At 66.4% G+C, this 23,479-nt stretch carries 23 protein-coding genes; 11 read left to right on the forward strand and 12 right to left on the reverse strand.

All coding sequences use genetic code 11. The features are described 5' to 3' along the window. The first annotated feature begins 64 nt into the window (after positions 1-64). Positions 65-2,014 carry a S9 family peptidase gene (locus DI605_RS04635; protein WP_293969739.1) on the forward strand — a complete coding sequence of 650 codons (1,950 nt, stop codon included), beginning with the start codon at positions 65-67 and terminating at the stop codon, positions 2,012-2,014. Positions 2,015-2,085: 71 nt separating this feature from the next. Here the strand turns inward: DI605_RS04635 and DI605_RS04640 are convergent, their stop codons facing one another. From DI605_RS04640 to DI605_RS04650, 3 genes are all read right to left on the reverse strand, one after another. Continuing rightward, on the reverse strand, positions 2,086-2,547 hold the full coding sequence (locus DI605_RS04640) for a MucR family transcriptional regulator (protein WP_293969742.1): 462 nt from the start codon (positions 2,545-2,547) through the stop codon (positions 2,086-2,088). A 178-nt stretch (positions 2,548-2,725) separates the two neighbouring features. After that, on the reverse strand, positions 2,726-2,992 hold the full coding sequence (locus DI605_RS04645) for an SWIB/MDM2 domain-containing protein (protein ID WP_293969745.1): 267 nt from the start codon (positions 2,990-2,992) through the stop codon (positions 2,726-2,728). An 80-nt stretch (positions 2,993-3,072) separates the two neighbouring features. Then, positions 3,073-3,288, reverse strand: a complete 216-nt coding sequence (locus DI605_RS04650; RefSeq protein WP_293969748.1) for a DUF2945 domain-containing protein — start codon at positions 3,286-3,288, stop codon at positions 3,073-3,075. An 85-nt stretch (positions 3,289-3,373) separates the two neighbouring features. On the opposite strand from DI605_RS04650, the gene DI605_RS04655 reads away from it, so the two are divergent. From DI605_RS04655 to DI605_RS04680, 6 genes are all read left to right on the forward strand, one after another. Beyond that, positions 3,374-4,486 (forward strand): glycosidase, encoded by a 1,113-nt coding sequence (locus DI605_RS04655; protein ID WP_293969751.1) that lies wholly within the window; start codon positions 3,374-3,376, stop codon positions 4,484-4,486. A gap of 28 nt (positions 4,487-4,514) precedes the next feature. After that, positions 4,515-6,119, forward strand: a complete 1,605-nt coding sequence (locus DI605_RS04660) for an alpha-amylase family glycosyl hydrolase (RefSeq protein WP_293969754.1) — start codon at positions 4,515-4,517, stop codon at positions 6,117-6,119. Then, positions 6,116-7,156, forward strand: a complete 1,041-nt coding sequence (locus DI605_RS04665; protein ID WP_293969757.1) for a glycosyltransferase family 4 protein — start codon at positions 6,116-6,118, stop codon at positions 7,154-7,156. The genes DI605_RS04660 and DI605_RS04665 overlap by 4 nt, the downstream gene beginning before the upstream one ends. A 79-nt stretch (positions 7,157-7,235) precedes the next feature. Next, positions 7,236-7,694: a MucR family transcriptional regulator gene (locus DI605_RS04670; RefSeq protein ID WP_293969760.1), complete on the forward strand. Its 459-nt coding sequence runs from the start codon at positions 7,236-7,238 to the stop codon at positions 7,692-7,694. A gap of 146 nt (positions 7,695-7,840) precedes the next feature. Beyond that, complete coding sequence (locus DI605_RS04675) at positions 7,841-9,094, forward strand: multidrug effflux MFS transporter (protein WP_293969763.1); 1,254 nt, start codon at positions 7,841-7,843, stop codon at positions 9,092-9,094. A gap of 10 nt (positions 9,095-9,104) precedes the next feature. Beyond that, positions 9,105-9,338, forward strand: a complete 234-nt coding sequence (locus DI605_RS04680; RefSeq protein WP_293969766.1) for a hypothetical protein — start codon at positions 9,105-9,107, stop codon at positions 9,336-9,338. Positions 9,339-9,364: 26 nt separating this feature from the next. Here the strand turns inward: DI605_RS04680 and DI605_RS04685 are convergent, their stop codons facing one another. The 3 genes from DI605_RS04685 to DI605_RS04695 form a co-directional block, all read right to left on the reverse strand. Further along, positions 9,365-9,667 (reverse strand): hypothetical protein, encoded by a 303-nt coding sequence (locus tag DI605_RS04685; protein WP_293969769.1) that lies wholly within the window; start codon positions 9,665-9,667, stop codon positions 9,365-9,367. A gap of 74 nt (positions 9,668-9,741) precedes the next feature. Further along, positions 9,742-13,926, reverse strand: a complete 4,185-nt coding sequence (locus tag DI605_RS04690) for a translocation/assembly module TamB domain-containing protein (RefSeq protein ID WP_293969772.1) — start codon at positions 13,924-13,926, stop codon at positions 9,742-9,744. Continuing rightward, positions 13,926-16,007: an autotransporter assembly complex family protein gene (locus DI605_RS04695; protein WP_293969775.1), complete on the reverse strand. Its 2,082-nt coding sequence runs from the start codon at positions 16,005-16,007 to the stop codon at positions 13,926-13,928. Before DI605_RS04695 ends, DI605_RS04690 begins: the two co-directional genes overlap by 1 nt. A gap of 90 nt (positions 16,008-16,097) precedes the next feature. On the opposite strand from DI605_RS04695, the gene DI605_RS04700 reads away from it, so the two are divergent. Together DI605_RS04700 and DI605_RS04705 are read left to right on the forward strand one after the other, a co-directional pair. Next, complete coding sequence (locus DI605_RS04700) at positions 16,098-16,283, forward strand: hypothetical protein (protein ID WP_293969778.1); 186 nt, start codon at positions 16,098-16,100, stop codon at positions 16,281-16,283. A 35-nt stretch (positions 16,284-16,318) separates the two neighbouring features. After that, positions 16,319-16,714, forward strand: coding sequence for a hypothetical protein (locus DI605_RS04705; protein ID WP_293969781.1), 396 nt, complete (start codon positions 16,319-16,321; stop codon positions 16,712-16,714). Between the two features lie 21 nt (positions 16,715-16,735). Here DI605_RS04705 and DI605_RS04710 read toward each other — a convergent pair whose 3' ends face one another. The 6 genes from DI605_RS04710 to DI605_RS04735 all read right to left on the reverse strand — a co-directional run bounded on the left by DI605_RS04710 (position 16,736) and on the right by DI605_RS04735 (position 22,758). Further along, a complete protein-coding gene (locus tag DI605_RS04710) occupies positions 16,736-17,413 on the reverse strand; it encodes a helix-turn-helix transcriptional regulator (protein ID WP_293969784.1) in 678 nt (225 codons plus the stop codon). A gap of 244 nt (positions 17,414-17,657) precedes the next feature. After that, positions 17,658-19,268, reverse strand: a complete 1,611-nt coding sequence (locus tag DI605_RS04715; protein ID WP_293969787.1) for a hypothetical protein — start codon at positions 19,266-19,268, stop codon at positions 17,658-17,660. 25 nt (positions 19,269-19,293) lie between these two features. Next, positions 19,294-20,064 (reverse strand): hypothetical protein, encoded by a 771-nt coding sequence (locus tag DI605_RS04720; protein ID WP_293969790.1) that lies wholly within the window; start codon positions 20,062-20,064, stop codon positions 19,294-19,296. Continuing rightward, a complete protein-coding gene (locus DI605_RS04725; RefSeq protein WP_293969793.1) occupies positions 20,061-20,438 on the reverse strand; it encodes a hypothetical protein in 378 nt (125 codons plus the stop codon). The genes DI605_RS04720 and DI605_RS04725 overlap by 4 nt, the downstream gene beginning before the upstream one ends. 2 nt (positions 20,439-20,440) lie before the next feature. Continuing rightward, the gene (locus tag DI605_RS04730) at positions 20,441-21,007 is read right to left on the reverse strand and encodes a hypothetical protein (RefSeq protein WP_293969795.1); all 567 of its coding nucleotides are present in this window, start codon (positions 21,005-21,007) and stop codon (positions 20,441-20,443) included. Further along, entirely contained in the window at positions 21,004-22,758 is a 1,755-nt protein-coding gene (locus tag DI605_RS04735) for a hypothetical protein (RefSeq protein WP_293969798.1), read from the reverse strand. Before DI605_RS04735 ends, DI605_RS04730 begins: the two co-directional genes overlap by 4 nt. Before the next feature lie 128 nt (positions 22,759-22,886). Here DI605_RS04735 and DI605_RS04740 point away from each other — a divergent pair, with 128 nt between their 5' ends. Together DI605_RS04740 and DI605_RS04745 are read left to right on the forward strand one after the other, a co-directional pair. Then, positions 22,887-23,087, forward strand: a complete 201-nt coding sequence (locus DI605_RS04740; protein ID WP_293969801.1) for a hypothetical protein — start codon at positions 22,887-22,889, stop codon at positions 23,085-23,087. A 41-nt stretch (positions 23,088-23,128) separates the two neighbouring features. After that, on the forward strand, positions 23,129-23,407 hold the full coding sequence (locus tag DI605_RS04745; RefSeq protein ID WP_293969804.1) for a hypothetical protein: 279 nt from the start codon (positions 23,129-23,131) through the stop codon (positions 23,405-23,407). The last annotated feature ends 72 nt before the right edge of the window (positions 23,408-23,479 follow it).

The raw sequence follows: 23,479 nt of genomic DNA on the forward strand, positions 1-23,479 counted from the left end.
CCAGCCCCGCCCCCGCGGCGCATGGGGCGCGGCCTTGTTTTCCTTCGATGGATGTTGCTTGCCGATGTTCGCCCTGATCGCCGCCGCTGCCCTCGCTCCCGCCCCCGTTTCCACCGCCACTTCGCCCACTCCCGTCTCGCTCGCCAAATATACGGGGCTCGCGATGGATCCCGCCGGCAAGCGCATTGCGACGGTGGACAGCCTCCATGCGGCGGGCGCGCCTTCGGCCGGGCACGGCATCGTCACGATCCGGGATACCACGGGCCGGGCGCGGCCGGTCGGCTATGATCCGTGTGACGTCTGCCGTTATGACGGGCTCAGCTGGTCGCCGGATGGGCGCGCGCTCGCTTTCGTGGCCAGCGCGCGGGGCGAGGCGATCTTGTGGCGCCTCGAAAATGGCGTGCTCACCAAGATTACGAGCGTGAAGGGGCTGGCCGCCAATCCGCGCTGGTCGGCGGACGGGCGCAGCATCGCCTTCCTAGCCACGATCGATGCCGCGAAGGAAACGGGGGCCACAATGCCCGGCGTGCGCCAGATCGGCGTGATCGGCGAGAAGGATGACAGCCGCCGCATCGCGATCGTGCCGGCGGCGGGCGGCGCGACACGGCTCGTCTCTCCCGAGGGCACATTCGTTTACGAATATGATTGGATGCCAGGCGGGCGCGGCTTCGTCGGCACGGCGGCGGAGGGCAATGGCGACAATCAATGGTGGGTCGCCACGCTGCGTGCCTTCCCGATCGATGGCGCGATGCGCACCATCGCCGCGCCGAAGATGCAGATGAATTTCCCGCGCGTTTCGCCCGATGGCGGCAGCGTCGCCTTCATCGGCGGGCTGATGAGCGATTTCGGTGCGGTGGGCGGCGACGTCTATCTCGTGCCGATCACCGGCGGAACACCCCGTGATCTGACGGAGAAGGCGCCGGCCACCTTCACTTCGCTCGCCTGGCGCGGGCAGCGGCTGATCGCGGGCGTCACGCAGGGGGGCTCCACCGGCGTCGCGGCCGTCGATCCCGTCAAGGGGCTGCTCGCGCCGCCGACCGTCGCGGCGGAAACGCTGGATGCAGGCGATGGCCGTGTCGCGCTGGATCGCAGCGGCGTCTGGGCGGCGGCGGTGGCGGAGGATTATTCCACGCCGCCGCGCATCCTGTTCGGCCCGCTCGGCCGGATGAAGCCGATCAGCCACGAAAATGATGCGATCGTTTCCTCCAACGTCGCCACCGATATTCGCTGGCGCAATGATGGCCGGGCGGTGCAGGGCTGGCTCGTGGCGCCCTCGGCCCCGGTTTCTTCGACCCCGGCCTCTTCGACCGTGGCTTCTTCTGCCAAAGCGCCGATGATCACGGTGGTGCATGGCGGCCCGGCCTCGGCCTCCACGCCGCGCTTCCCGTGGACCGGGCCTGTCGCGGCCTTCCTGCGCGCGGGCTATTGGGTGTTCCAGCCCAATCCGCGCGGCAGCTATGGGCAGGGCGCCGCCTTCGTGCGGGCCAATGTGCGCGATTTCGGCGGTGGGGATCTCTCCGATATCCTCGCGGGGATCGATGCGGTGGAAAAGCAGGCGCCGATCGATGGCGAGAGGCTGGGCGTCTATGGCCATTCCTATGGCGGCTTCATGACGATGTGGACCGTCACGCACAGCCAGCGCTTCAAGGCGGCGGTGGCGGGCGCCGGCATCTCGGATTGGGTGGCCTATTACGGGCAGAACGGGATCGATCAGTGGATGATCCCCTATTTCGGCGCCTCCGCCTATGACGAGCCCGCCATCTACGATGCGTTGTCGCCGGTGCGTTTCGTGAAGAATGCGAAGACGCCGACCTTGATGTATGTGGGCGAGCGCGACGTGGAGACACCGGCCGCGCAGAGCCTGGAATTCTGGCACGGCCTGAAGGCGATGGGCGTTCCCACCGAACTCGTCATCTATGCCGATGAGGGCCACGCCATCCGCGATCCGAAGAATCTGGCGGATCAGGAAGGCCGCATGCTGGGCTGGTTCGATCGCTACCTGCGGGCGAAATAAGCTTTTCGCCTGCTAGAATGACCCGTGCTTCCGATCTGGCGGAAGCACGGGGCGTTTGTCGGCTACGGCGCCTAGGCCGCCTTGGGTTTGCGACCGCGCTTGGCGGGGGCGGCGGGCGGGGGCGGCGGAGCCTTGGGCTTGCGGCCGAGGCCGATCGCCTTGGCCAGTTCGCGCCGGCGATCCGCATAATTGGGGGCGACCATCGGATAATCGGCCGGAAGTTTCCACTTCTGGCGATATTGTTGCGGAGTAAGGCCATAGCGCGTCTGCAAATAGCGCTTCAGCATCGTCAGCTTCTTACCGTCTTCCAGGCAGACGATATAATCGGGCTTGATGGAAGAGCGGATCGAAACGGCGGGCTTTGTTTCGGTGACGATGGGCGTTTCGACTGTCTCGGTGCCGAGGCCGCTCAGTGCCTGATGAACGCGCTGGATAAGATCGGGAAGATCAGCAGGGCCGACGCGATTATGCCCCACATGGGCGGCGACGATTTCGGCCGTCAACGTCAAAATCTTGTCGGTTGGCTCCGTCATGTTCATCCCTCTTCATCGCACGACGCGGTGTTATGGGACGCGCCGGTTCTCTTATGCCGGACACATAACAGGAGAAGCGGATATATGAGAAGAGATTATCTTGCGGCGCGCCGGAATCCGAACCGGCCGTCGACAGGCTTGTGGCGGACGGCATCTTCTGCCGTCCGCCCGCCTTCGCTTACTTCACGTGAGCGGAGATGTGCTTGTTCATCTCGAACATGCTGACGCTCTTCTTGCCGAAGACCTTCTCCAGCGCGGCGTCGGCGTTGATCTGCCGCTTGTCCTTCGCGTCCTGAAGGTTATTTTTCTTGATGTATTCCCACATCTTGCTCACGATTTCGCTGCGCGGCATCGCGCCGGTGCCGACGATCGCGCCGAGTTCGGCGGACGGGGTCACGGGCTTGTGAATGCCACCCGTAGGCGCCTTCGTGGTATCCTTGGCCATATCTATGCTCTCCTGCTCTGGGATGCCTCTCCTTAGGCGGCGTTTTCGGGGGAGGCGAGTGGTTTCGTAAGGGCGCGTGCTCAGTCGCGCCTCAGGGCGTCGGGCTTGTGCGCCGCTTCGCCGCCTTTGTCCGATTTCACGAGATATTGTGGATCGTCGTGAGAGGCGGCCGCCTTGTGGCTCCCGATATGCCCCTTGATGTGGCGCGGGGCGGTGATCCTTGCCTCCACGATGCCGTGCGCGGTCCCCCCGTGGGAGGCCCATTTTACCCTGTCGCCCTTCCGGAAGGCCGTCATGTCACGCAAGCTCCCTAGGATGTCAGGGAGCAAATCGCACCGTCATGGTTTTGGTTGCAAAGGCGCGGGCGCCGATGGGGGATGAATGGACGATTATCTGATCTTCGCGCCCGATGATGTGGATTTGCGGCGATCGCCGCTGCGTCGCTCGCTCACCGCGGAAACCTATGTGCTCGGCGCCTTCAATCCCGGCTTCACCCGCCTCGCCAGCGGCAATCTGCTGATGATGGTGCGCGTGGCGGAGGCGCTGCGGGAGCCTGTGATCGGCGATCAGGTGCATGCGATTCGCTGGGAAGAGGGGCGTTATCTGCTGGATGAGCATCCGCTGACGGCGGTCAACATGAGCGATCCGCGCCAGTTCGATGTCGGCGGCTCCAGCTATCGGATGCTGGCCCTCACCTCGCTCTCCTGGCTGCTGCCGGTGGAACTCGATTCTTCCGGGCGGGCGGTGATCGCGGTCCATTATGATCGCGCGATCGCGCCGGCGGCCTCCTACCAATCCTATGGCGTGGAGGATGCGCGCATCACGAAGGTGGGCGATCGCTGGTACATGACGACCTGTTCGGTCTCGCCCGAGCGTCATTCCACCACGCTCTACACTTCCGATGATGCGCGGGAATGGAAACTGGAGGGCATCGTCCTCGATCATCAGAACAAGGACATGATCTTCTTCGAAGGCAAGGTGGATGGCGCCTTCCACGCGCTCACCCGCCCGCTCGGCGAACTCTATTTCGCCTATCCCGAAGGCAGCGATTATGCGGGCGGCCCCTCGATCAATCTCGCGCGTTCGCCCGATGCCCTGCACTGGAAGCCGATCGACCATCCCTTCCTTCGTGCCCGGCGCGGCTCCACATCGGCGATGAAGGTGGGCGGCGGCGCCCAGCCGATCCTCACCGATGCGGGCTGGCTGATCCTCTATCATGGCGTGGAAACGCGCGCGAAGGTGGGCATCTATCGCACCTTCTGGGCGCTGCTCGATCGGGAGGAGCCGTGGAAGATATTGCGACTGGAGGATGATGCTCCGCTGCTGGAGGCCAATCCGGGGCTGACGGCCGCGATCGCGCACCAGCTCTATCTTCCTACCGAAGTCGTCTTCACCACCGGCATCGCCGATGGCGGGGATAGCTATGTCGTCGCCAGCGGCGAGGCGGACCTCGCCTGCCGCATCACCCATATCCCCAAGAGTCGCTTCGCGTGATCGCCCGCTTGCCGAAAGGGGAGGGGTGATGGGCCGCCCATGGTGGGAGGGCGCCGTCGTCTACCAGATCTATCCGCGCTCCTTTCAGGATACGAATGGCGATGGCATCGGCGATCTCGCGGGCATCGCTCGGCGCCTCGATCATTTCGTCGATCTCGGCGTGGACGCGATCTGGATTTCGCCCATCTATCCTTCGCCGATGGTGGATTTCGGCTATGATGTCTCCGATTATACCGGCATCCATCCGATGTTCGGCACGCTCGATGATTTCGATCGTCTGATCGCGGCGGCGCACGATCGCGGGCTCCGGCTTCTGCTGGATTTCGTGCCCAATCACAGTTCCGATCAGCATCCCTGGTTTCTGGAAAGCCGGTCCGCGCGCGATCATCCGAAGCGGGACTGGTATATCTGGCGCGATGCGGCGCCCGATGGCGGCCCTCCCAACAACTGGATCAGCGATTTCGGCGGCCCGGCATGGGAATGGGATGAGGCCACCGGCCAATATTATTATCATGCGATGCTCGTCGAGCAGCCGGATCTCAACTGGCGCAATCCCGATCTCAAGGCGGCGATGCTGGATGCGATGCGCTTCTGGTTCGATCGCGGCGTCGATGGCTTTCGCGTCGATATATTGTGGCACATGATCAAGGCGGAGGCGTTTCCGGATAATCCGCTTAATCCCGGCTGGAGCCCGGGCATGGCCGATATGCATCGCGTGCTCCAGCTTCATTCCACCGATCAGCCAGAAGTCCACGGCATCGCCGCGGAGATGCGCGCGCTGGCGGATAGCTATGGGGGCAGGCTGCTGGTGGGGGAAATCTATCTCCCGATCGATCGATTGATGGTCTATTATGGGAAGGATGCGGCGCCCGGCGTGCAGCTACCCTTCAATTTCCAGTTGATCGAGGCGCCCTGGGATGCGCGCCTGCTGCATGATCTGATCGCGGATTACGAGGCCGCTTTGCCGCCCGGCGGGTGGCCCAATTGGGTGCTCGGCAATCATGATCGCCCGCGTGTGGCGGCGCGGCTGGGGGAGGCGCAGGCGCGTGTCGCGGCGATGCTGCTGCTCACGTTGCGCGGCACGCCCACGCTTTATTATGGCGACGAGATCGGTATCGGTGCCGTCCGGATACCGCCCGATCGGGTCGCGGATCCGCGAGAATTGCGCGAGCCGGAGCTGGGTTTCGGGCGGGATCCGGTGCGTACTCCGATGGCGTGGGACAGTTCCGCTCAGGCAGGGTTCACGCGCGGAACCCCCTGGTTGCCCCTTCATGAAGACTGGCCAACCCGGAATGTCATGGTCGAGCAGGGCGAGGATCGATCGATGCTCTCGCTCCATCGGGAATTATTGCGGATCAGGCGCCTTTTTCCGGCATTGGCCGTTGGCGACATCCGGTTGATGGCGCGGCACGATTCGGTTCTCGCCTATGAGCGAAGTGATGGCGGCGAACGCATCTTCGTTCTGCTCAATCTGGGCGCGGCGGATGCACGCGTCGATTTGCCGGAGACTGTGGCCGTAACGGAACTTCTTTCCACTGTTCGCGGAATGCGGGCGGATGACCCCTCCCGGCGCGGCTCCGTCGATCTGGCGGGGAATGAGGGGCTCGTTCTTCGGGCCGCGCCGGCATCATGAAGATCGCGATGCTGGCCCCCATTTCGTGGCGCACGCCGCCCCGCCATTATGGCCCGTGGGAATATGTGACGAGCCTTCTCACCGAAGCTCTGGTCGCGCGCGGGGTGGATGTCACTCTGTTCGCCACGGCGGACAGCATTACGGCGGCCAGATTGGATGCGGTGGTGCCCACCGGCTATTCGGAAGCGGAGGGGCTGGATGCGAAGGTCATGGAAATCCTTCATCTCGCCAATATCTTCGAGAAGGCCGGCGATTTCGACATCATCCACAATCAGGCGGATTTCATGCCGCTGGCCTTCAGTCGATTGATCGATACGCCGATGGTGACGACGATCCACGGCTTTTCCTCGTCGCGGATCCTGCCGGTGTTCAAGCGTTATGAGGATCGCGTCGATTATGTCGCGATTTCGCATGCCGATCGGCGCCCCGGTCTGCGCTATGCCGCGACCATCCATCACGGCATTCCGATCGAGGATTTCCCGTTCGATCCGGAAGGCGGGGAAGATCTGCTTTTCTTCGGCCGGATGCATCCGGACAAGGGCGCCGGCGCTGCGATCCGCGCGGCAAAAGCTGCTGGACGAAGGCTCGTCATGGCCGGCATCGTGCAGGATCAGGGCTATTGGGAGCGCGAGGTGGCGCCCTTCGTCGATGGCGATGCGGTGGCCTATCTCGGCGCGGTCGGCGGCGAGTCGCGCATGCGCGCGCTTGGGCGGGCGCGTGCGCTCCTGCATCTCATCGATTTCGACGAACCTTTCGGCCTTTCGGTGATCGAGGCGATGGCCTGCGGCACACCTGTTATCGCCTATCGGCGCGGTTCCATGCCGGAATTGATCGAAAACGGCGTGACAGGCTTTCTTGTCGACAGTTTCGATGAAGCAGTAGCCGCGATCGGGCGTGTCGAGCAGATTAATCGCGCCGCTTGCCGCGCGGCGGCCGAGAAACGGTTCTCCATAGATACGATGGTGAATTCGTATTTGGAGGTTTATCGCCAAATCCACAGACGCGGCTCGGCGTCAGTTTGCGACAATCCGCCGTAACAGGGCGGCAATGTTACAAATTTCTTCTGGCGCTTCTCGTTCGTCGAACTATATCGCGCCCGTCCTCAAGGAGTTTGCTGTGTCTACCGATAATCAGGATTTGATCACGCTTACGGCCGATATCGTGTCGGCGCATGTCAGCAACAATAGTGTGCCCACGGCCGAAGTCGCCGCTCTGATCCAGAGCGTTTATGGCGCGCTCGGTGCGCTCGGCACGCCTGCGGCGGAGCCCGCTGCGGAAAAGCCCAAGGGGGCTGTTTCGCTGCGTTCGTCGATCAAGCCCGATTTCCTCGTCAGCATGATCGATGGCAAGCCGTACAAGATGCTGCGCCGCCACATTTCGCAGCATGGCTATACGCCGGAAAGCTATCGCGAAGCCTTTGGTCTTCCGCGTGACTATCCGATGGTCGCCGCCAATTATGCCGAACAGCGCCGTGCGCTCGCGCACAAGATCGGCCTCGGCCGCAAGCCGCGCGTCGCCGCGGAGGCTGCGCCGGCTCCGAAGCGTCGCGGCCGCAAGCCGGCCGCCGAGGCCTGATCCTCTCCGGCTCCCGGGAACCCGGGGGCTGCTGGCTCGCCAGGCCGGTGCCATCGCGCCGCCGGCCGAGCCTGCCTGGGTGGATCGTATAAAAAAGGGGCGGGGGGCGGTTGCTCCCGCCCTTTTTCTTTGGGAGTAGGCCGCGCATGTCCGTGCCGCCGAACCGTGCGCCCGGCGCCGCCGATCCCGGTCTCTCGTTCCGGCCGTTCGTGGCGCTCATGGCCTGCCTCATGGCCATGAATGCGCTGGCGATCGATGTGATGCTCGCGGCCCTGCCGGAAATTGCGCGCAGCCTTCATATTCCCACCGAAAATCAGCGTCAGTGGGTGATCGCCTCCTATGTGATCGGCTTCGGCTCGGCCCAACTCTTCTGGGGGCCGCTCGCGGATCGCTACGGGCGCAAGCCGGTGGTGGTGGCGAGCACATTGTCCTTCGCCGTGCTCAGCCTGATCGCCGGCCTGTCGAAAACGTTCGAGCTGCTGCTCGTCGCGCGCTTCTGCCAGGGCATCGCCGCTGCGGCCTCGCGCGTGTTGGTCGTCTCGATCGTGCGCGATTGTTATGAAGGCCGGCAGATGGCGCGGGTGATGAGCCTCGCCTTCATGTGCTTCCTCGCCGTGCCGATCCTGGCGCCCAGCATCGGCCAGGCGATCCTGCTGCTCACGGGATCATGGCGCTGGATCTTCCTGTTGCTTGGCCTGTTCGGCGGCCTGGTGGGGCTCACGGCCGCGCTCACGCTGCGGGAAACGCTGCATCCCGAATATCGGCGGCCCATATCGATCGGCGGCGTCGCGCGGGCGATGGGGCGCGTGATCGGCAATCGCACCGCCGCCGGCTATACCCTGTGCAGCACCTTCGCCTTCGGTTCGATGATGGGTTTCATCAATTCGGTGGGGCAGATCTTCGCGGATATCTTCCATGCCGCGAAACTGTTTCCGCTCGTCTTCGCCTGCATCGCGGCCACGATGGGCGTCGCCTCCTTCCTCAATTCGCGGATCGTCGGCCGGTTCGGCACGCGCCGCGTCTCGCAGTCGGCGATGCTGGGCTTCACCGGCCTGTCGCTGCTCCATCTGGCCATTGCCGTCTCCGGGCACGAGACGATCTGGACGCTCGCCCTGATCCAGGCGGGCACGATGTTCTTCTTCGGCATGATGGGCGCCAATTTCGGATCGATGGCGATGGAGCCGGTGGGCGACATTGCCGGCACGGCCTCCTCGATCCAGGGCTTCTTCCAGACGTTGCTGGGCGCGCTGATCGGGCTTGCGATCGGCCAGTCCTTCAACGGGACGACCGTGCCGCTCGCCACGGGCTTCAGCGTGATCGGCTTCTGCATAATCGCCGCCGTCACGATCACGGAACGCGGCAAGCTCTTCCGCCCGCATCACGCCCCGGTGGCGAGCTAGGCGAGGGGCGATGATGGCCACCGTGCAATCCGGCGGCCACGGGGCCGGGATATTGGCAGGCGGGGGGCTGGCGCCCCTAATCTGTCGGTTGATGTCGAGGCCGTCGATCATAACCCTTTGGATCGCGGTGCTGTTGTTCTCAGGTTGGCTATTTGCCGAAGGCGAAACCCTCGAAGCTTGTGGTGCGATAGGCGCCGCGCTCACATGGGAATTCGTTCACTGGATCGAGCGTCGTCCAGATTGACGAGCGTGAGTGATGGTCGGCGGTTGTCAGAGGAAGGGCTTGTCCAGCAAGGCTCGATAGGCGGTGATGGCCTTCAGCAAAGCCGCCTTTTTCTTTCTGAGCGCGTGCCACCGCGCATATGCGACAAGCGAAAAGATGCCCGCGCCGATGAGCATGGCGGCGGCGCCATCAATCTCGCGCCATTTATAGTAGTAACAGGCCGCGCCGGTCGCTGAAACGATCGCCGTCGCCCATCCGGTCCAGGTGATAAGCCGCTCGCCTTGCCAGGAGGCGTGCGGTTCAGGGCGCCCGCTCCGCCGATCGACGACGTAGTCGTGAAATCCGATCATCTTGCCAACTATCCCCTGATTTTTGAGCGACCGCAACCAAGCCGCAGGCCGTCCCCGCAGTCGCTCGCGCGCGCTCAATAATCCTTGGAGACGCGCACGTTCGCGCTCTGGCGGCCGATCGTGGAGATGGTGGAAAGCAGGGACAGCCAGCGCGTGATGCGGAATTCCACGCTCGTCGCCGAATAGCCGGCGCCGTCGGTCACCACCTCCACATAGGTGCGCCGCCCGATATATTTGCCTGCCGCCACCGCCGATTTGGCGCCCGTGGTGGGATCGGCGGGCAGGATGCGCAGGCGATCGAGGCGCACGGCGCGGCGCACGGCGTTGATCGGATCCAGATTGAGCCCACCCCCGCCCGAGCTTCTGAGCGAGGCGACGGCCGACGCCAGTTGCAGTGCTTCCGGCGCCGAAAGGTTGGTGATCGACGTGCCGAATAACAGGCGCGAAAGCAGTTCGTCCTCCGGCAGGGCCGGTACGCTCTGGAAGCTGATCTCCGGCTTCAGGCCCGTGCCCGAAACCTGGATCGAGGCGTTGAGCCCCTGAATGTCGGCGCGCGCCGTGATGTCCAGGATCGGATCGGGCGGGGCGGCGCCGGTGAACCGGATGACGCCGCGCTCCAGTTCGAAGCGGCGGCCGGCAAACTGATAGCCGCCGCGCACCAGATCGGCCTTGCCGCCGATCGCCGGATTGGTCACCGCGCCCTTGATCGTCAGGTCCGCGCGCCATTCGCTGTCCAGGCCCAGCCCGCGCACCATCACGCGATTGCGCGCATGCGCCTTGAGATCCATCTGCCAGGGCGTGGCCGGCAGCGTGTCGTCGAAATCGTCGTCGTCGGCATTGATGTCGGTCACGGCGAGCTGGGGCACCTGCGCGGCGGCGGCGCTGCCCAGCTGATAGCGGCTCTTCACAAGATCCACCTCGCCGCCGATCGTGCCCGTGCGCCCGTCCGATCGGATCGTGATCGGGCCGGTCACGGTCGCGCCGATATCGTCGCGGTTGAGCAACTGGGCGTTGTTCGCGACGAGCGAGAGGTTCATCGCCACGCCGGTCGCGCCCGAAAGATCGAAATCGCCCCGGCCGCTCAGCGTGCCGCCTTCGGGTGTCTCGCCGCTCATCGAGGAGAGCAGCAGGCGCGATCCCTCGAACGTGCCCGCCGCCTTCACGTTGCGCACCACCGTGCCGGTGACGCTGCTTTCCAGCCGGCCCGCATCGGTGCGCAGCGATCCGCGTATCTGCGGATCGGCCAGCGTGCCGCTCGTGTCCGCCGTCACGGTCAGCGGGCCGGAAAGGTCGATCGTCTCCACGCCGGTCAGCCGCCAGAGAATGTCGGCCGGTCCGCTGTAGCGCAGCTGGCCGAAGAGGGGCGCGCTCAGGATCCGTTCGGCCAGATCGTCACCCGGTGGCAGCGGCGCCACCCGCGCCTGCGCCCGGCCGATCGTCTTGCCCTGCGAAACGGCGACGGCGCGCGCGGCGATGCCGCTGGGGGTCAGCACGGCGGCCAGCCCCACGTCGATCGGCTGCGATGCGAGGACGAGGCCGGCGCGCGCCAGCCCGCGCAGCGTCAGGTCCATCCGCCCCACGGGCAGCGCCTTGCCCTCGCGCCGGAAGGAGAATTTGCCGCTGGCATAGCCGGAAAGGCCCAGCTTCGGCACGAAGATGTCCGCCATGATGAGCGGCATCCGCTCCATCGTCGAATCGATCGCGACGCGGCCGGGCCGGAATTCGCCGCCCACCAGCGCGGTGCCGCCACCATATTCCAGTCGCACGGGCGCGAGGTGCCAGCCATCCTGCTGTGCCGTGAAGCTGGCCGGCTGGGGCATCTGGATCGGCCTGCCATCCAGATTGCCGGATCCGGTGACGGTGATGTGGCCAGGCTCCACCTGCGCGCCGAGCTTGAGATCGAATGTCTTGCCCCGGCTGCCCACGATCGTGCCGGTCGCCGTGCCGCGCCCGCCGCGCAGATGCGCCTCGGCCGCCAGCCGATCGATCGAAAGCTTGCCGCGCCGCAGCCCGCGTCCGGCGAACGTGCCGTCCATGCCGATGCCGGCGGGATCGATGAGGATCGATCCGTCCAGCCGCCCCCGGCCGATCGCGATCGGCGTGAGCGTAGCCAGCTTCGCATTGGCGAAGGTGAGGTGCGGGTCGATCCGCTGGATGCTTTCCTGCGGCGCGAACTGGAGCGAACCGGCGATGCCGCCGCCATTCAGATCCAGCCGCCCGGTAAAGCCATCCGGATCGGATCGCAGCCGCCCGCTCGCGCGTGTGCCCGAAACGTCGAGCGCGCGCACGTCGATGAAGGTCGGCTGGTTCGGTGTCGTCTCGATCCGGCCATTGCCCGCGAAGGGCCCGAGATAGGAGCCGCCCGTTGCGTGGAAATCGAAGCCCTGCGGCACGGGATCCAGCGCGAGATGCACGCCTGTCGTCCCCAGCGCGGGCACGGGCGTGTCCAGCAGCAGATCCACCTTGGGATGATCGATCTGCCCGTCCAGCCCCAGGCGGAACGTGCCATAGACATCCTGCCGACCCTGCCCGTCGAACTTGAAGGTGCCGTCGCGGCGGCGCAGCCCCGTGCCGGTGATGCGGATCGCCGGAGCCGTCAGCACCAGATCCTGGAAGCGCAGCGTGCCGTCCGGATCGCGGATCAGCTTCGTTTCCAGATGCGGCAGGCCGCCCGCCAGCGAACGGAGGAAGGCATTGTCGAAGCGGCGCACGTCGGCGGTGCCGCGCCCGGTCACGATCGTGCCATGTCCGCCGGGGCCGGGCACGATCGAAAGCACGCTGTCCACGTCGACAATGCCCAGCCCGGGGATCAGATAACGCTGCAGGCCACCCGTCAGCGCGACGTCATAGGCGCCGCTCGCCAGATCGAGGCGCAGGCCCAGCTTGCCGTTCAGCTTGTCGGACGAAAGCAGCAGGCCGGTGCCCGTCACCGTCTTCGCGTCGATCGCCAGCGTCCCCTTTACGGAGAGGTTGGCGAGGATGCCGCCCGCGACATCGCCGATCCCGGTGACGCGCGCGGCGGAAAGCGTGATCGGCAGCATCACCGGCATCTTGCCGAACCGGCCCGCGCCCGTGGCCGAGACGCGATCGAAGCCGGTATTGTCGAAGGCGATGTGCGGGCTGGTCAGCGCGTAGCGGAAGTCCGGCTCCCGGAAATCGCCGTTCAGCACGGCGTGCAGCCGCACCTCCCGACCGGTCATGTTCGGGAAAAGCGCCGGGGGCTGGCGCAGTTCGGCATCGATCGCGAAAGCGCGGAAGGCGCTTTCGGCCAGATCGATCCGGCCGCCCACCGCGATCCGCAGCGCCGGCGCCGCCAGCGCCAGATGGCCGGTCAGCTGTCGGTCCGCCAGCCGCGCCTGCCCCGCCACGGAGATGGCGGGCGTGGTCAGCCGCTGCAGCTTGCCGTGGAGGAAGGGGGAGGGGGCCAGCCGCCCGCTCAATCCATAATCGCCATCCTTCACTGTCAGCGCCAGATCGGCGATCTGGCGTCCGTCCAGACGGGCCTGCGCGGCACCCTGCCAGCGCGACCAGGTGCCATGCCCGTCCACCGCCGCCAGGATCGGCCGCTTCGTGCCGAACAGGCCGCCAAGCACGCCGCCCGCAGGCCCTTCGGCACGCGCGATCAGGCGGAAGACATCGCCATCGGGTTCGGCATCCAGATCGATCGCGAGACGATCGCCCTTGTCGCTCGCTGTCTGCAGCCAGATCATCGCGCGGCGCTTGTGGATATGGGCGCGCGCGGCCAGCTTCGCTTCCGCCGCCGTGCCGCCCACCGCCTTGCCCAGCCGCAGCCGCTTGATCTCCAGCCTGCCGATGCGGATGTCGAAGCCCGGCAGGATCGGTCCCTTCTTCGTCCGGCGCAGCGTGGGCAGCCGATCCAGCATCACCAGATCGGAGGAGAGGCTCTCGATATCCAGCCGGTTGGAAAGCCAGCCCAGCGGGTGCCAGTCCAGCCGGATGGCGGGCGCCTCGAAGAACTGGCCCTTGAGATCATAGAGCCGCACGTCGCGCAGCACCGCGCGGTTCCAGATCGATCCCTCAATCCGGCCGATCCGGATGCGCAGGCCCGTCTTGATCTTCAGTGCGGCGATACGATCGACGATCAGGCGGTGGCCGGGTCCGGTATCCACCGCGATCACGGCCAGCCCCAGAATCGCGACCAGCCCCAGCAGCATGCCCAGAATCGCGCGCAGCCAGCGGCGGCGCTTCGCGGGCGGCGTCTCGTCCGCAGGGGCGTGCTGCTGGCTTTCGTCCTCCATCAGAAGGCCTGCCCCAGCGAAACATAGACGGCGACGCGCGATTCCCCGGCGCGGCGGTTGATCGGCGTGCCCACGTCGATGCGGATCGGCCCGAAGCTGGTATAATAACGCGCGCCCAGCCCCGCGCCGTAGCGGATCGTCTTGAACGTGGGGTTGGAGGCGTCGGAAAGATTGCCGCCGTCGAAGAAGGGCACCACGCCGAACGCGCCGAAGCGGAAGCGGGCCTCCGTGCCGAATTCGGCAAGGCCGCGCCCGCCGACGGGATCGCCGTCCACGTCGACCGGGCCAATCCCCTGATAGCTGTAGCCGCGCACCGATCCGCCGCCGCCCGAATACAGCCGGCGCGACGGGGCGATGCTCGATGTCTGCGTGCCCGTGATCGAGGCGAAACGGATCCGCCCCGCCAGCACGATCCGGGAAGTGACCGGCAGATAGGCGCTCGCATCGAATTGCGCCTTCAGATAGCCGTCGAACTGCTTGCGTAGCGATGCCTCGGGCGAGATGCGCAGCGACAGGCGATAGCCCCGGCTCGGGTTCAGCAGATCGTCCGATCCGTCATAGGCCAGGCTGCCGGGGGCGGCGATCACGAAATAGGTGCGTCGGCGCGGCTGGCCCGTCGCCTTGATCGTGTCCCTTTCGTCGGTGGCGAGCAGTTCGCCGCCGCCCGACCATATCCATTTCTTCTGCCAGATGATGTTCGTCTGGCGCTCCAGATTGGCCGATACCGAGAAGGTGCGCGCGTCATAGGCGTTGAGATTGCTGTGCGAAGCGGCCACCTGCGCGTTGAGCACCCGGTCCCGAGCCTGGAAGTTGGATCTGCGCAGCGTGGCGCTCAGCAATTGTTCGCGCGTGCCGGCGATGGCGCGAAACGTCACGGCGCCCTCGGGCGGCAGGAGATTGCGATGCTGCCATGAAATTTCGGCGCGCGCGCCTTCGCCCGTGCCATAGCCCAGTTCGCTCGCCACGGTGCGCGGCGGGGCCGGCTCCGTCAGCACGCGTATGTCGACGATGCCGGGATCGTCGCTCGGGACGGGCGTGATCGTCGCGACGGACACGAGGCTGGTCTGGATCAGCGCGCGGCGCAGATCGTCCAGCCGCACGGCATCATATTCCTGCCCGGCGTGGAAGCGGGCGATTTCGCCGATATGGCGCGCGGAAAAGACGGGGCGGTTGCCGGCCGGGATGATCTTGCCGAAGCGGGCCGGCGCGCCGGGATCCACCGCCAGCGACAGTGTCGCCTCGCCGGTGGCGTGATCCACCGTCACCTCCGGCTCGCCCACCTTGGCGAAAGGGAAGCCCTGGTGGCCCAGCCGCGCGCGATAGGCGATCACCTCGTTGGTCACGCGCTCCGCATTCACCGAATCGCCGGTGCGGATGGCGAAGGCGGCGGTCAGCACGTCGGCGCGTGGTCCGGCGGCATCGATGCCCGGCAGGTCGATGCGCGAGAAATGATAGTCGCGCCCCGGCGTCACGGCGAGCGTCACCGTGATCGCGCTGTCGCTCGCATCCACCCGGCTCGCCACCTCGCCGTCATAGCGGCCGATCGAGCGGAGCAGCTGCTTCATCAGCGTCTCGTCCTCGCTCACCCGGCGATCGATTTGGGCGGCGTTGGCGGGCTTGCCATGCCCCGCGTCCAGCGCGGACAACGCATTGAAGCGCAATCGGAAATCCGCGCCCAATTCGTCTATGCCGGTGATCGCCACGCTATAGGGGCGCATCAGCTCGGCATCCGTGCCGGCGTTCTTGGGCGCGCCCTTTCCCTTCCCGGCGGGCGCGGAGGTGGCCGATCGGGCAGCGGCGGATGCAGGTGCCGTGGAGGATGCCGGGGCAGGGGCGGGTGCCGCGCCGGCATCGGGTGCGGAAAGATCCGGCCAGTCGACCCCCAGATCGGGCATGGGCGCGAGCGGCAGATCGGTATCGATCGGCGCCGTCTGCGTCGCGTCGGCGCCGGTGGCTGCGGGGGTAGCCTGTGGCTCGGCTGTAGCGGGCACGGCCGTCTGCGCGCCAGCGGACGGCGGCATCAGGCAGAATGTCGCAGCCGCGGCGGCATACATCGCCGCCCGCATGGTTACCGCAGGCATGCTCCTCCCCTAGGGCAGGCAACGGTCCACCGCTAGACGCCGCTCGCGCGGGGCTGGCCAGCTCTGCGGCGGAGTGGCAGGGAGGACACGATGAGCGACAAGCAACAGCCCGAACCCGCCGCCGCCGGCATCCTGCTCGCGATCGCGATCCTGGCCGGCGCCACGATCGGCATGATCGCGCGAGAGCCTTCGGCCGGCGTGGTCGGCGGCGTCGTAGTGGGCGCGCTGGCGGCGGTGCTGTTCTGGCTGCGTGACAGGCGGCGCGCCGGGCGCTGAGGCTTCCCGTGTTGCGCTGCGAGCCGGGAGGGCGCGTGAGAAGGATGGCGATCAGCGGATCGGCGGCACTTCTCGCGCTGCTTTCCGTGGGCGATGCCCGGGCGGCGGGAGAAATGTCCCGGGCGGAGCAAAAAGCGTGCGCTGCCGGCGGCGGCAGGATCATGCGCGACGGCCGCGCCCAGACGGAACGGTGCGTGCATCGCTTTCCCGACGCCGGCAAAAAGTGCACCGGCAGCCGGCAATGCGCGGGCAAGTGCGTCTATCTGGACGACAGCGAAATTCGCCTTGGTTTCTCGAAGGCCCCCTGGCCCGAAGGAGATCCCAGATTGGGAGCCAGGGTCGCTGGCCATTGCCAGTTCAGCGATACGCCTTTTGGGTGTCGCTATCATGTCGAGCGGGGGCGGCTCGCGGGCGGGCTCTGCACCGATTGAACAGGTGCCGACGATGGGCGCCTATCGCACCCGGCCGCCGGCCCACAGCACCCGCCCCACGATGCGGATGCGGCTGCGATCGGCATCGGGCCAGCTCTGGTGCGCGGGATTGTCGCTGAGCACGGCCAGCCCGCCATCCGGCCGCAGCGCGATCCGCTTCACCATCAGCGCCTCCTCGTTGCGCAGCACATAGACGCCGTCGCGCAGGCGCTCGGCTCCATCCTGCCGGTCGACGAGGATATCGTCCCCGTCCGCCAACAGGGGCATCATGGAATCGCCCGTCACCCGGATCACGGACAGGCCCGAAGGATCGCCCGCGCCCAGCGCGCGGAGCAGGGCTGGCGCGAAATAGACGGTGCCGCCTGCCACTCCGTCTTCCTCCAGCGATCCGGCACCGGCCGATGCGCCCAGTGCGCGGCGGGGCACGGCCACGATCGCCGCCTCGCGCAGCGATTCGCGCGGGGCATTGGCGGCCACGGGCGTCGGCACGGCCGGCGGGCCGCCCAGCATCTCCTCCGGCACGCGGAAATAGCGGGCCAGCGCGCGGCGATCCTCCTCGGCCAGCCGCCGCGGCGTGCCGCGCTTCACATATTGCTGGATATAGGCCGGGTTGCGCCCCAGCAGCCGGGAAAGGCCGGCATAATCCTCGCGCCGCTCGGCGATCAGCTTTTCCAGCGTGGCGCGGGGGTCGACAGACATTTCTTCCCAAGCCGATCGTTCAAGATAGGAAAAATCCTAGACATGTAGGATTTGTCCTGCAAGCAGAACATATCAGGAACAGAATCGGAGGGCGACTCATGTATCTGCTGGGCCTCATCACCCGCTGTAGCGTGACAAGACGTTCTGGAGTCTTTGACAAGAGAGTCTGGAGCACTGCGTTTTTGAAATAGGCACCCGAAAATAGCGCGCAGCCGGTTTCCCGTGTGGCCGCGCGCTCCCGATCTCACACCGATACGATGACCCCGCCAAGGGCGCTCAACGAAGAGCCGACCATCGATCCGCCCCGCGAGATGATCGTGCCGTAACGGGCATTGAGCGGGTACAAAGAGCCGGCCGAGCGGCAGTTTTCGAGATAGAGCGTCACCTTCGTCCCGCCGCCCTCGGTCTGATCCACGAGATAGTCGCTGGACGGCACCGTGCCCCCGATCACGATATCGCCACGGCTTTCCGCGCAGTCCGTATCGATGCACCACATCGCGGTATTGTCGTTGACGATTGCGACCTGCCCCCCGGCGTTGCGCCGCGCCTTGCCGCGAAGGTCGATCCACTTGCCGCCGTCATGCGTGGTGATGAAGTTGCAGCTCGCCGCCCCCTTCCGGCCATTGTTGAAGCCGGTGCAGTCCATCGTGAAGACGAACGCCTGCACGCCGCTGGCGATATGGCTGTTGAAGCCATCGGACTGATTGCCGCTGGCGTCGCAACGGATGAAAGCGGCGCCCAGAAGGTTGAAGATCGTGACGCCGTGCTGGGGGGCAACCGTCGCCGTCACGACGCCATCATCGCCGGAGGAATAGCGGAAGGTGCAGTCCTCGGCCACGAAGCGGTTGGTCGGCGAATTGGTGAGGATCAGCGGTTGGCCGCCCTGGCAATCGAAGTTCTTGAGGAACATGTTGCCGCCGTTCGACGAGCGGATCATCGCATTGTAGCCGGTCGAGATCAGCAGGCGGGTGTTGGCGTCCGTCACCTCCGCGCCATCGCCACGGTTGACATAGACCGTGGCATTGTCGGTCCACCATGACCCCGGCGTGGCCCGGCAATTGGCAAGGCTCGTCGCATAGGTCAGATCCGGAAACAGCCCGTCCTGATCGACACCGCGCAGATCCAGGCAGCGGCGGATATCGGCTCGGGTGACCTTGTATGTCGTTCCCGTGTCGAGCGACCAGCCGCCCGTCAGATCGAAATAGCCGGTTACGACCCGGCCGCCGACGCCGATGATGGCACAGGGCTTGGTCGGCGTGCGGGCGAAGAAATTGGCGCGCGAGTAGGTGCCGGCGGCGGCATAGATGATGAAGGGATTGGCGCCTGCATTGCCGAGGTCGATCGCGGCCGTGCCCGTCTTCTTGGCGGTCGCCCAGGTGAGCCCGTCGCCCGTGTCGTCCGGCCGGCTGATATCGACATAGAAGGTGTTGATCGCGCCGGCATAGCCGGGATTGTCGGGCGTGGGCGCCCATACCGCACGATCGAACGTGGTCTGCACCCTGCCGCCCACGCGGGAGAAGGTGAAGGGGAACAGGCTGTTCGTGTAGGCGAAGGGGCACACCAGAAGCTCGCCGGCACCGGCCGGAGAGGCCCCCGTCAGCGCGACGGGATATTCGATCGCGAAGCCCTCGCTGGCCTCGCGAACCACGGCGATCTGTGTCACGCCGGCCGCGATCGCGCTGGCCGCGACGATGCTCGTGCCGGAAAGGGTAAGGTTGCTGTTCGTGCCGCTCCCCAGCGACAGGGCCGATGTCGTGCCGAGCTGGCGCGCGATCGTATAGACGCTGCCCGAGATCCCGGCGCGCACGTCCTCGGCCCTCGACTTCAGATTGAATGAAGAAAGACGGTCGGTCATAAATTCTCCAAGGGTTGAAGGGCGCTCACACCCATTGCTCGATTGAGATGTCCCAGCGGGTCTGCCGGCGGTTGCGGCGCTCGTACTGGCGCCATTGCTGAAAGAGCCCGTAGTGGATGCGGCTGCGCAGGCCGGCGGTGCGGTCGGGCCGCTCGATCACGAGGCCCGGCTTCGTCGTGCCCAGGCGGAGCGCGATCCGCTCCAGCGCGTCGGCCTCCTCTTCGGTGAGATCGCCGAACGTCCAGCTGAACGAGCTTTTGCGCGCGCCCTCGACGATGGCGAAGCCGCCGGAAAGGAGAGACGTGGCCGTGCCGGTGTCGATCGGCTTGCGGCCCGCGCCCCATTCCTGCCCGAGATCCGCGACGAAGGCCGCGCCGATCACGGGCACGCCCACCATCAGCGGCGCAAATCCGGAGGGTTGCGCCACGTCGATCGCCAGATAGCGGATCGTCTGCGACGCCCCGGCCCAGAGAGCATGGCTCATCTCGGGAAAGTCACCGGCCACATCCGGCACGCGCAGCGCCGAGGTGGCGAGGATGGCCGTCTCGTCCGCGCTCGCGAGGCCGCCCCGGATCGCCCAGGTCGCGGACGCAGCCGGCGGCGTGACATAGCCGAGAAAGATGGTGTCGACGGGCCGGGCGGCGCCGAGATCGAATGTCAGCGTCGCCACGCTGCCTGCCGCGCTGTCCGCCCACACTTCCTTGGGATCGGGGGTGCGCAGATTGTCGGCGCCCGTCCCGCGCGTCGCCGTCGCGCCCGCCAGCGCATAGGGTTCGATGATCTCCAAGAGGCTCATGAAAGCCCTCTTAGCGGCCGCAAAACCGTCAATGCGGTGATGCCCGTGGACCGGTCGGCATCGACACCGATCAGGAACACGTCCTGCCCGGCGTCATAGCCCAGTTGTTTGACCGTAAGCGTGATCACGGTGCCCAGCTGCTCCTGCCAGTCCGTGCCGATCACATCGTGGACATCGATGGCGAACGGGCCGCGTTCGAAGAAAGCGAGCTGCCGATCGCCCTCGGCCTGGGCGGCCGCCTCGGTCGCGATGCCAGTCAGGCGCTCGGTCGTAAGGCCGGACGCGCCCCAGAGCGCGCTGGCACCCGCCGTCTCGCGCAGCGCATAATCCCCATCGGCCTGGAGCCACTGGGCAAAGAGAGGATCGACGGCCACCGTTACGCCTCGGGCGTCCCCGGCGGCACCGCGATCGAGGCGAGCAGGGCGTTCCAGTCGATCCGCGCGGCCGCGACGATCTGGGCGACGTTGGTGGCGGCGGCGATCGCGACGGCCGCGCCACGGCGCGCGCCCTCGATCATCGCGTCGCCCTCCAGCCACAGGCCGGCGACCAGCACGATATCGGCCGCCACGGCGGCGATCGTCTGCCCGGTCGCATCCGCCTCATGGCGCAGATAGGGATAATCGGCGGGGTCCGGATCGGTCGCCGCGATCCACGCCTTCGCCTCCTGCGCCTTCGTCAGATAGGTCGCCTGCTGGCCCGGAATATCGGTGATGTGGCGCTTGCGCAGCACGCCGGCCGCCGCGTCCACCATCGCCTTCACATAAAGTTTGAGCGGCCCGAGATCCGGCTCCGCCCCGGTGAGCGCCGTATAAGCATCGAAGGGCATGTCGATCAGGCCGAGCCCTTCCGGGAGCACCTGGGCGGTGGCCGATCCCTCCGGCCCTGTCCCCGGCCAACGGAGCGCGCCGGTAGCGAGGTCGTACACGAACCAATAATCGGTCACTTCTTGACCTCCTGGAGGATGAGGGCGGGATAGACGATGCCGGAGCCGTCATTGGCGGAGACGGTGCCGGACAGCCGATAGGTGTAGGTTCCGGCCGCCAGATCCTCCTTGAAGATCTGCGCCACGCTCTGATTCACGAAGCCCAGCGCGCCGCCAATCTGGCCGTAGCCAATACGCTCCAGCACAAGCGTGCCGTAAATCTCCTCCGAGCCGGCCACCTGACCGCCCACCTGAATGAGGACGGGCTTGCCAGTCGTCGTGATCGTCAGCTGGAAGAGCGTGGTGTTGCCCGTGGTCAGTTCGGTGAAGGGGCCGGCGGAGGCGACGATATTGTTGACGGAGAAGTCGGCAAGCGCGCTCGTGCCAACCGAGTTCGAAACCAGCACATTGCCTTCCAGCACGATCGTGCCGGCGCGCACGCGGAACACGGTTCCGCCGATCGAATCCGATGCCAGATCGAGCAGGCTCTCGCCGCCTGGGCTGGCCACGGCGACCCGGAAATATGCGCCGGCCGTGCGTCCATCGAGCGTTGCGATCGCCCCCTGAGCGACCGACACCGAGGCGGCGAGGGGCTGAAGGCTCTGGTTATAGGCGGTCCAGGGGCCGGCGCCGCGCTCCACCTGCATCTGGCGGACGCCCATGATGCTCAGTCCGGAGATGCCGGACCATACGAAGCGCGCGACCGCCTGCGTTGCGCCGGCCGGACAGACGGCGCTGATCCACAGCGCATCCTTTCCGGCCGGCCCTGCGCTGAAATCGTGGCTGGCGTTGCGGGGACGTTCGGTGCTGTCGCCGCCGGGCACGATATTGTTGCCGGCATCGAGAAAGAGCATGTCCACATAGACCTGCCCCGCCGTCGCGAAGAGCAAGCTATCGGCGGAGATCGTATAGGTTTCCCCGACCTGCACCCCGAAGGGCGGCCACTGGATCGCATTGGTGGCGTCGGGTGTCGCGGAACAGACGAAGCTTGAGCCCCACAGGTTGTTGGCCGGCCGTGTCGTCCAGCCCGAAGTCTGGCCGCCGATCCCGGTCATGCCCTGCTCGGCAGAGCCGTTGGCGACGAGATTTTGTCGCCCGCCGGCCCGGACTTCGACCGCGCTGATCTTCTCGCCCACGACGCCGGCCGGCCCCGCCGCCAGCGTGATCGCATCGCTGATCTGGCCATCCACGGCGGCGAAGCCGGCTTCATACTCGCTGCGCGCCGTCGCCAGCGCGGTGCCTGCCTTGTCGACCGCGACCATCACCACCTCGTCATGGCTGGCCTTCGAATCCAGCCCGGTGATCGGGTCCTTCTGCGCGATCTCCGCCTCATAGGCAGCCCGCACGCGGAAGGCGTGAACATCCAGCGTCTTCGCATTGCGCGGGCCGCTGAGATTTTCCCAGTTGCCCATCGCGTAGAAGTTGATGTGGGCGATGTTGCCGTCGATCGGTGTCGCGAAATACCAGGAGAAGGTGCGCAGATAATTGTCGCTCGCGCCGGCCGATCCGCCCGGCCAGCCGCTCGTATCCTTCTTGTTTAGCAGCGACAGGAACAGGTTGGCGGAGCCGTCGCCGAACTGGCTGTAGTCGGCGTTGAGCGGCTGCACGAACAGGCCGGCGCCGGCCACGTTGTCCGCCCGGATCGTCAGCTCGATCACATAGGCGCCGAATGGCCGACTGACGACCTGCACGATCCCGGCATTCTGGTTCGCCAGCAAAACCATGCGCACGGCGTTGGGATAGCCATCCACACCCGTGGTCCGGCTCAGCACATAGGGATAGCTTTCGACCGCCCATGCGCCCTACTCTAGACAATCCGTTCCGGCCGCGATCGCCCGTCGCCGCCGCGATTTTCCCGGTTTTTCAGTGGCCAAGCCCACGTGATCCCGGATGATCCCGGATGTTCCCGCCACTCCAGCCTCTCTTGTCCCCTCACACCCGCCATCTGGAGCGGACGGATACGCCGGAATCGAAATTCGGCCGGATCGTGCTGAACGATCCCCGCTTCGTCAGCGATCTGCGCGCCGGGCGCGAGCCTACGGCGCGCATCGCCGCCAAGGTCTGCGCCTATATCGCGGATGCGCAGGAACTGCCGCATTGAGTGCGCCGGGGGGAAGGCCGCGTCGCCCCGCCGCGCGGGAGATGCTGATCGCCGCGCTGGCGGCTCGCGCCGGCCCGGCGGCGCAGGTGCGCGCGCTCCCCAGCCAGAGCTGGGCCAGCGCCACCTTTGCGGGAGAGCGGCACAGGCTGGAAATCGGTCTGCCTGATGCCGGGGCGGCCGATGTCTTTCAGGCGGGGCTGGCAGACGCGGAATTCAGCCTGCGCGGTCATCTGCTGGCGGATATCGCCATCGCCGGGCGGCGCGCGGTGCCGGCGGGCCTGCTGATCGAGGTGGAAGCACTGACGATAGAGGAGAGTTGAACGGAGCGGCGGGCCTCCCCGCGCCCGCGCGCCCATAAACGCGTGCGCGTGCGCTGCATGTACGCCTGCCTG

Origin of the sequence: Sphingomonas sp. (assembly GCF_003248515.1) — a bacterium.
In the GTDB taxonomy this organism is placed as follows: domain Bacteria; phylum Pseudomonadota; class Alphaproteobacteria; order Sphingomonadales; family Sphingomonadaceae; genus Sphingomonas_I.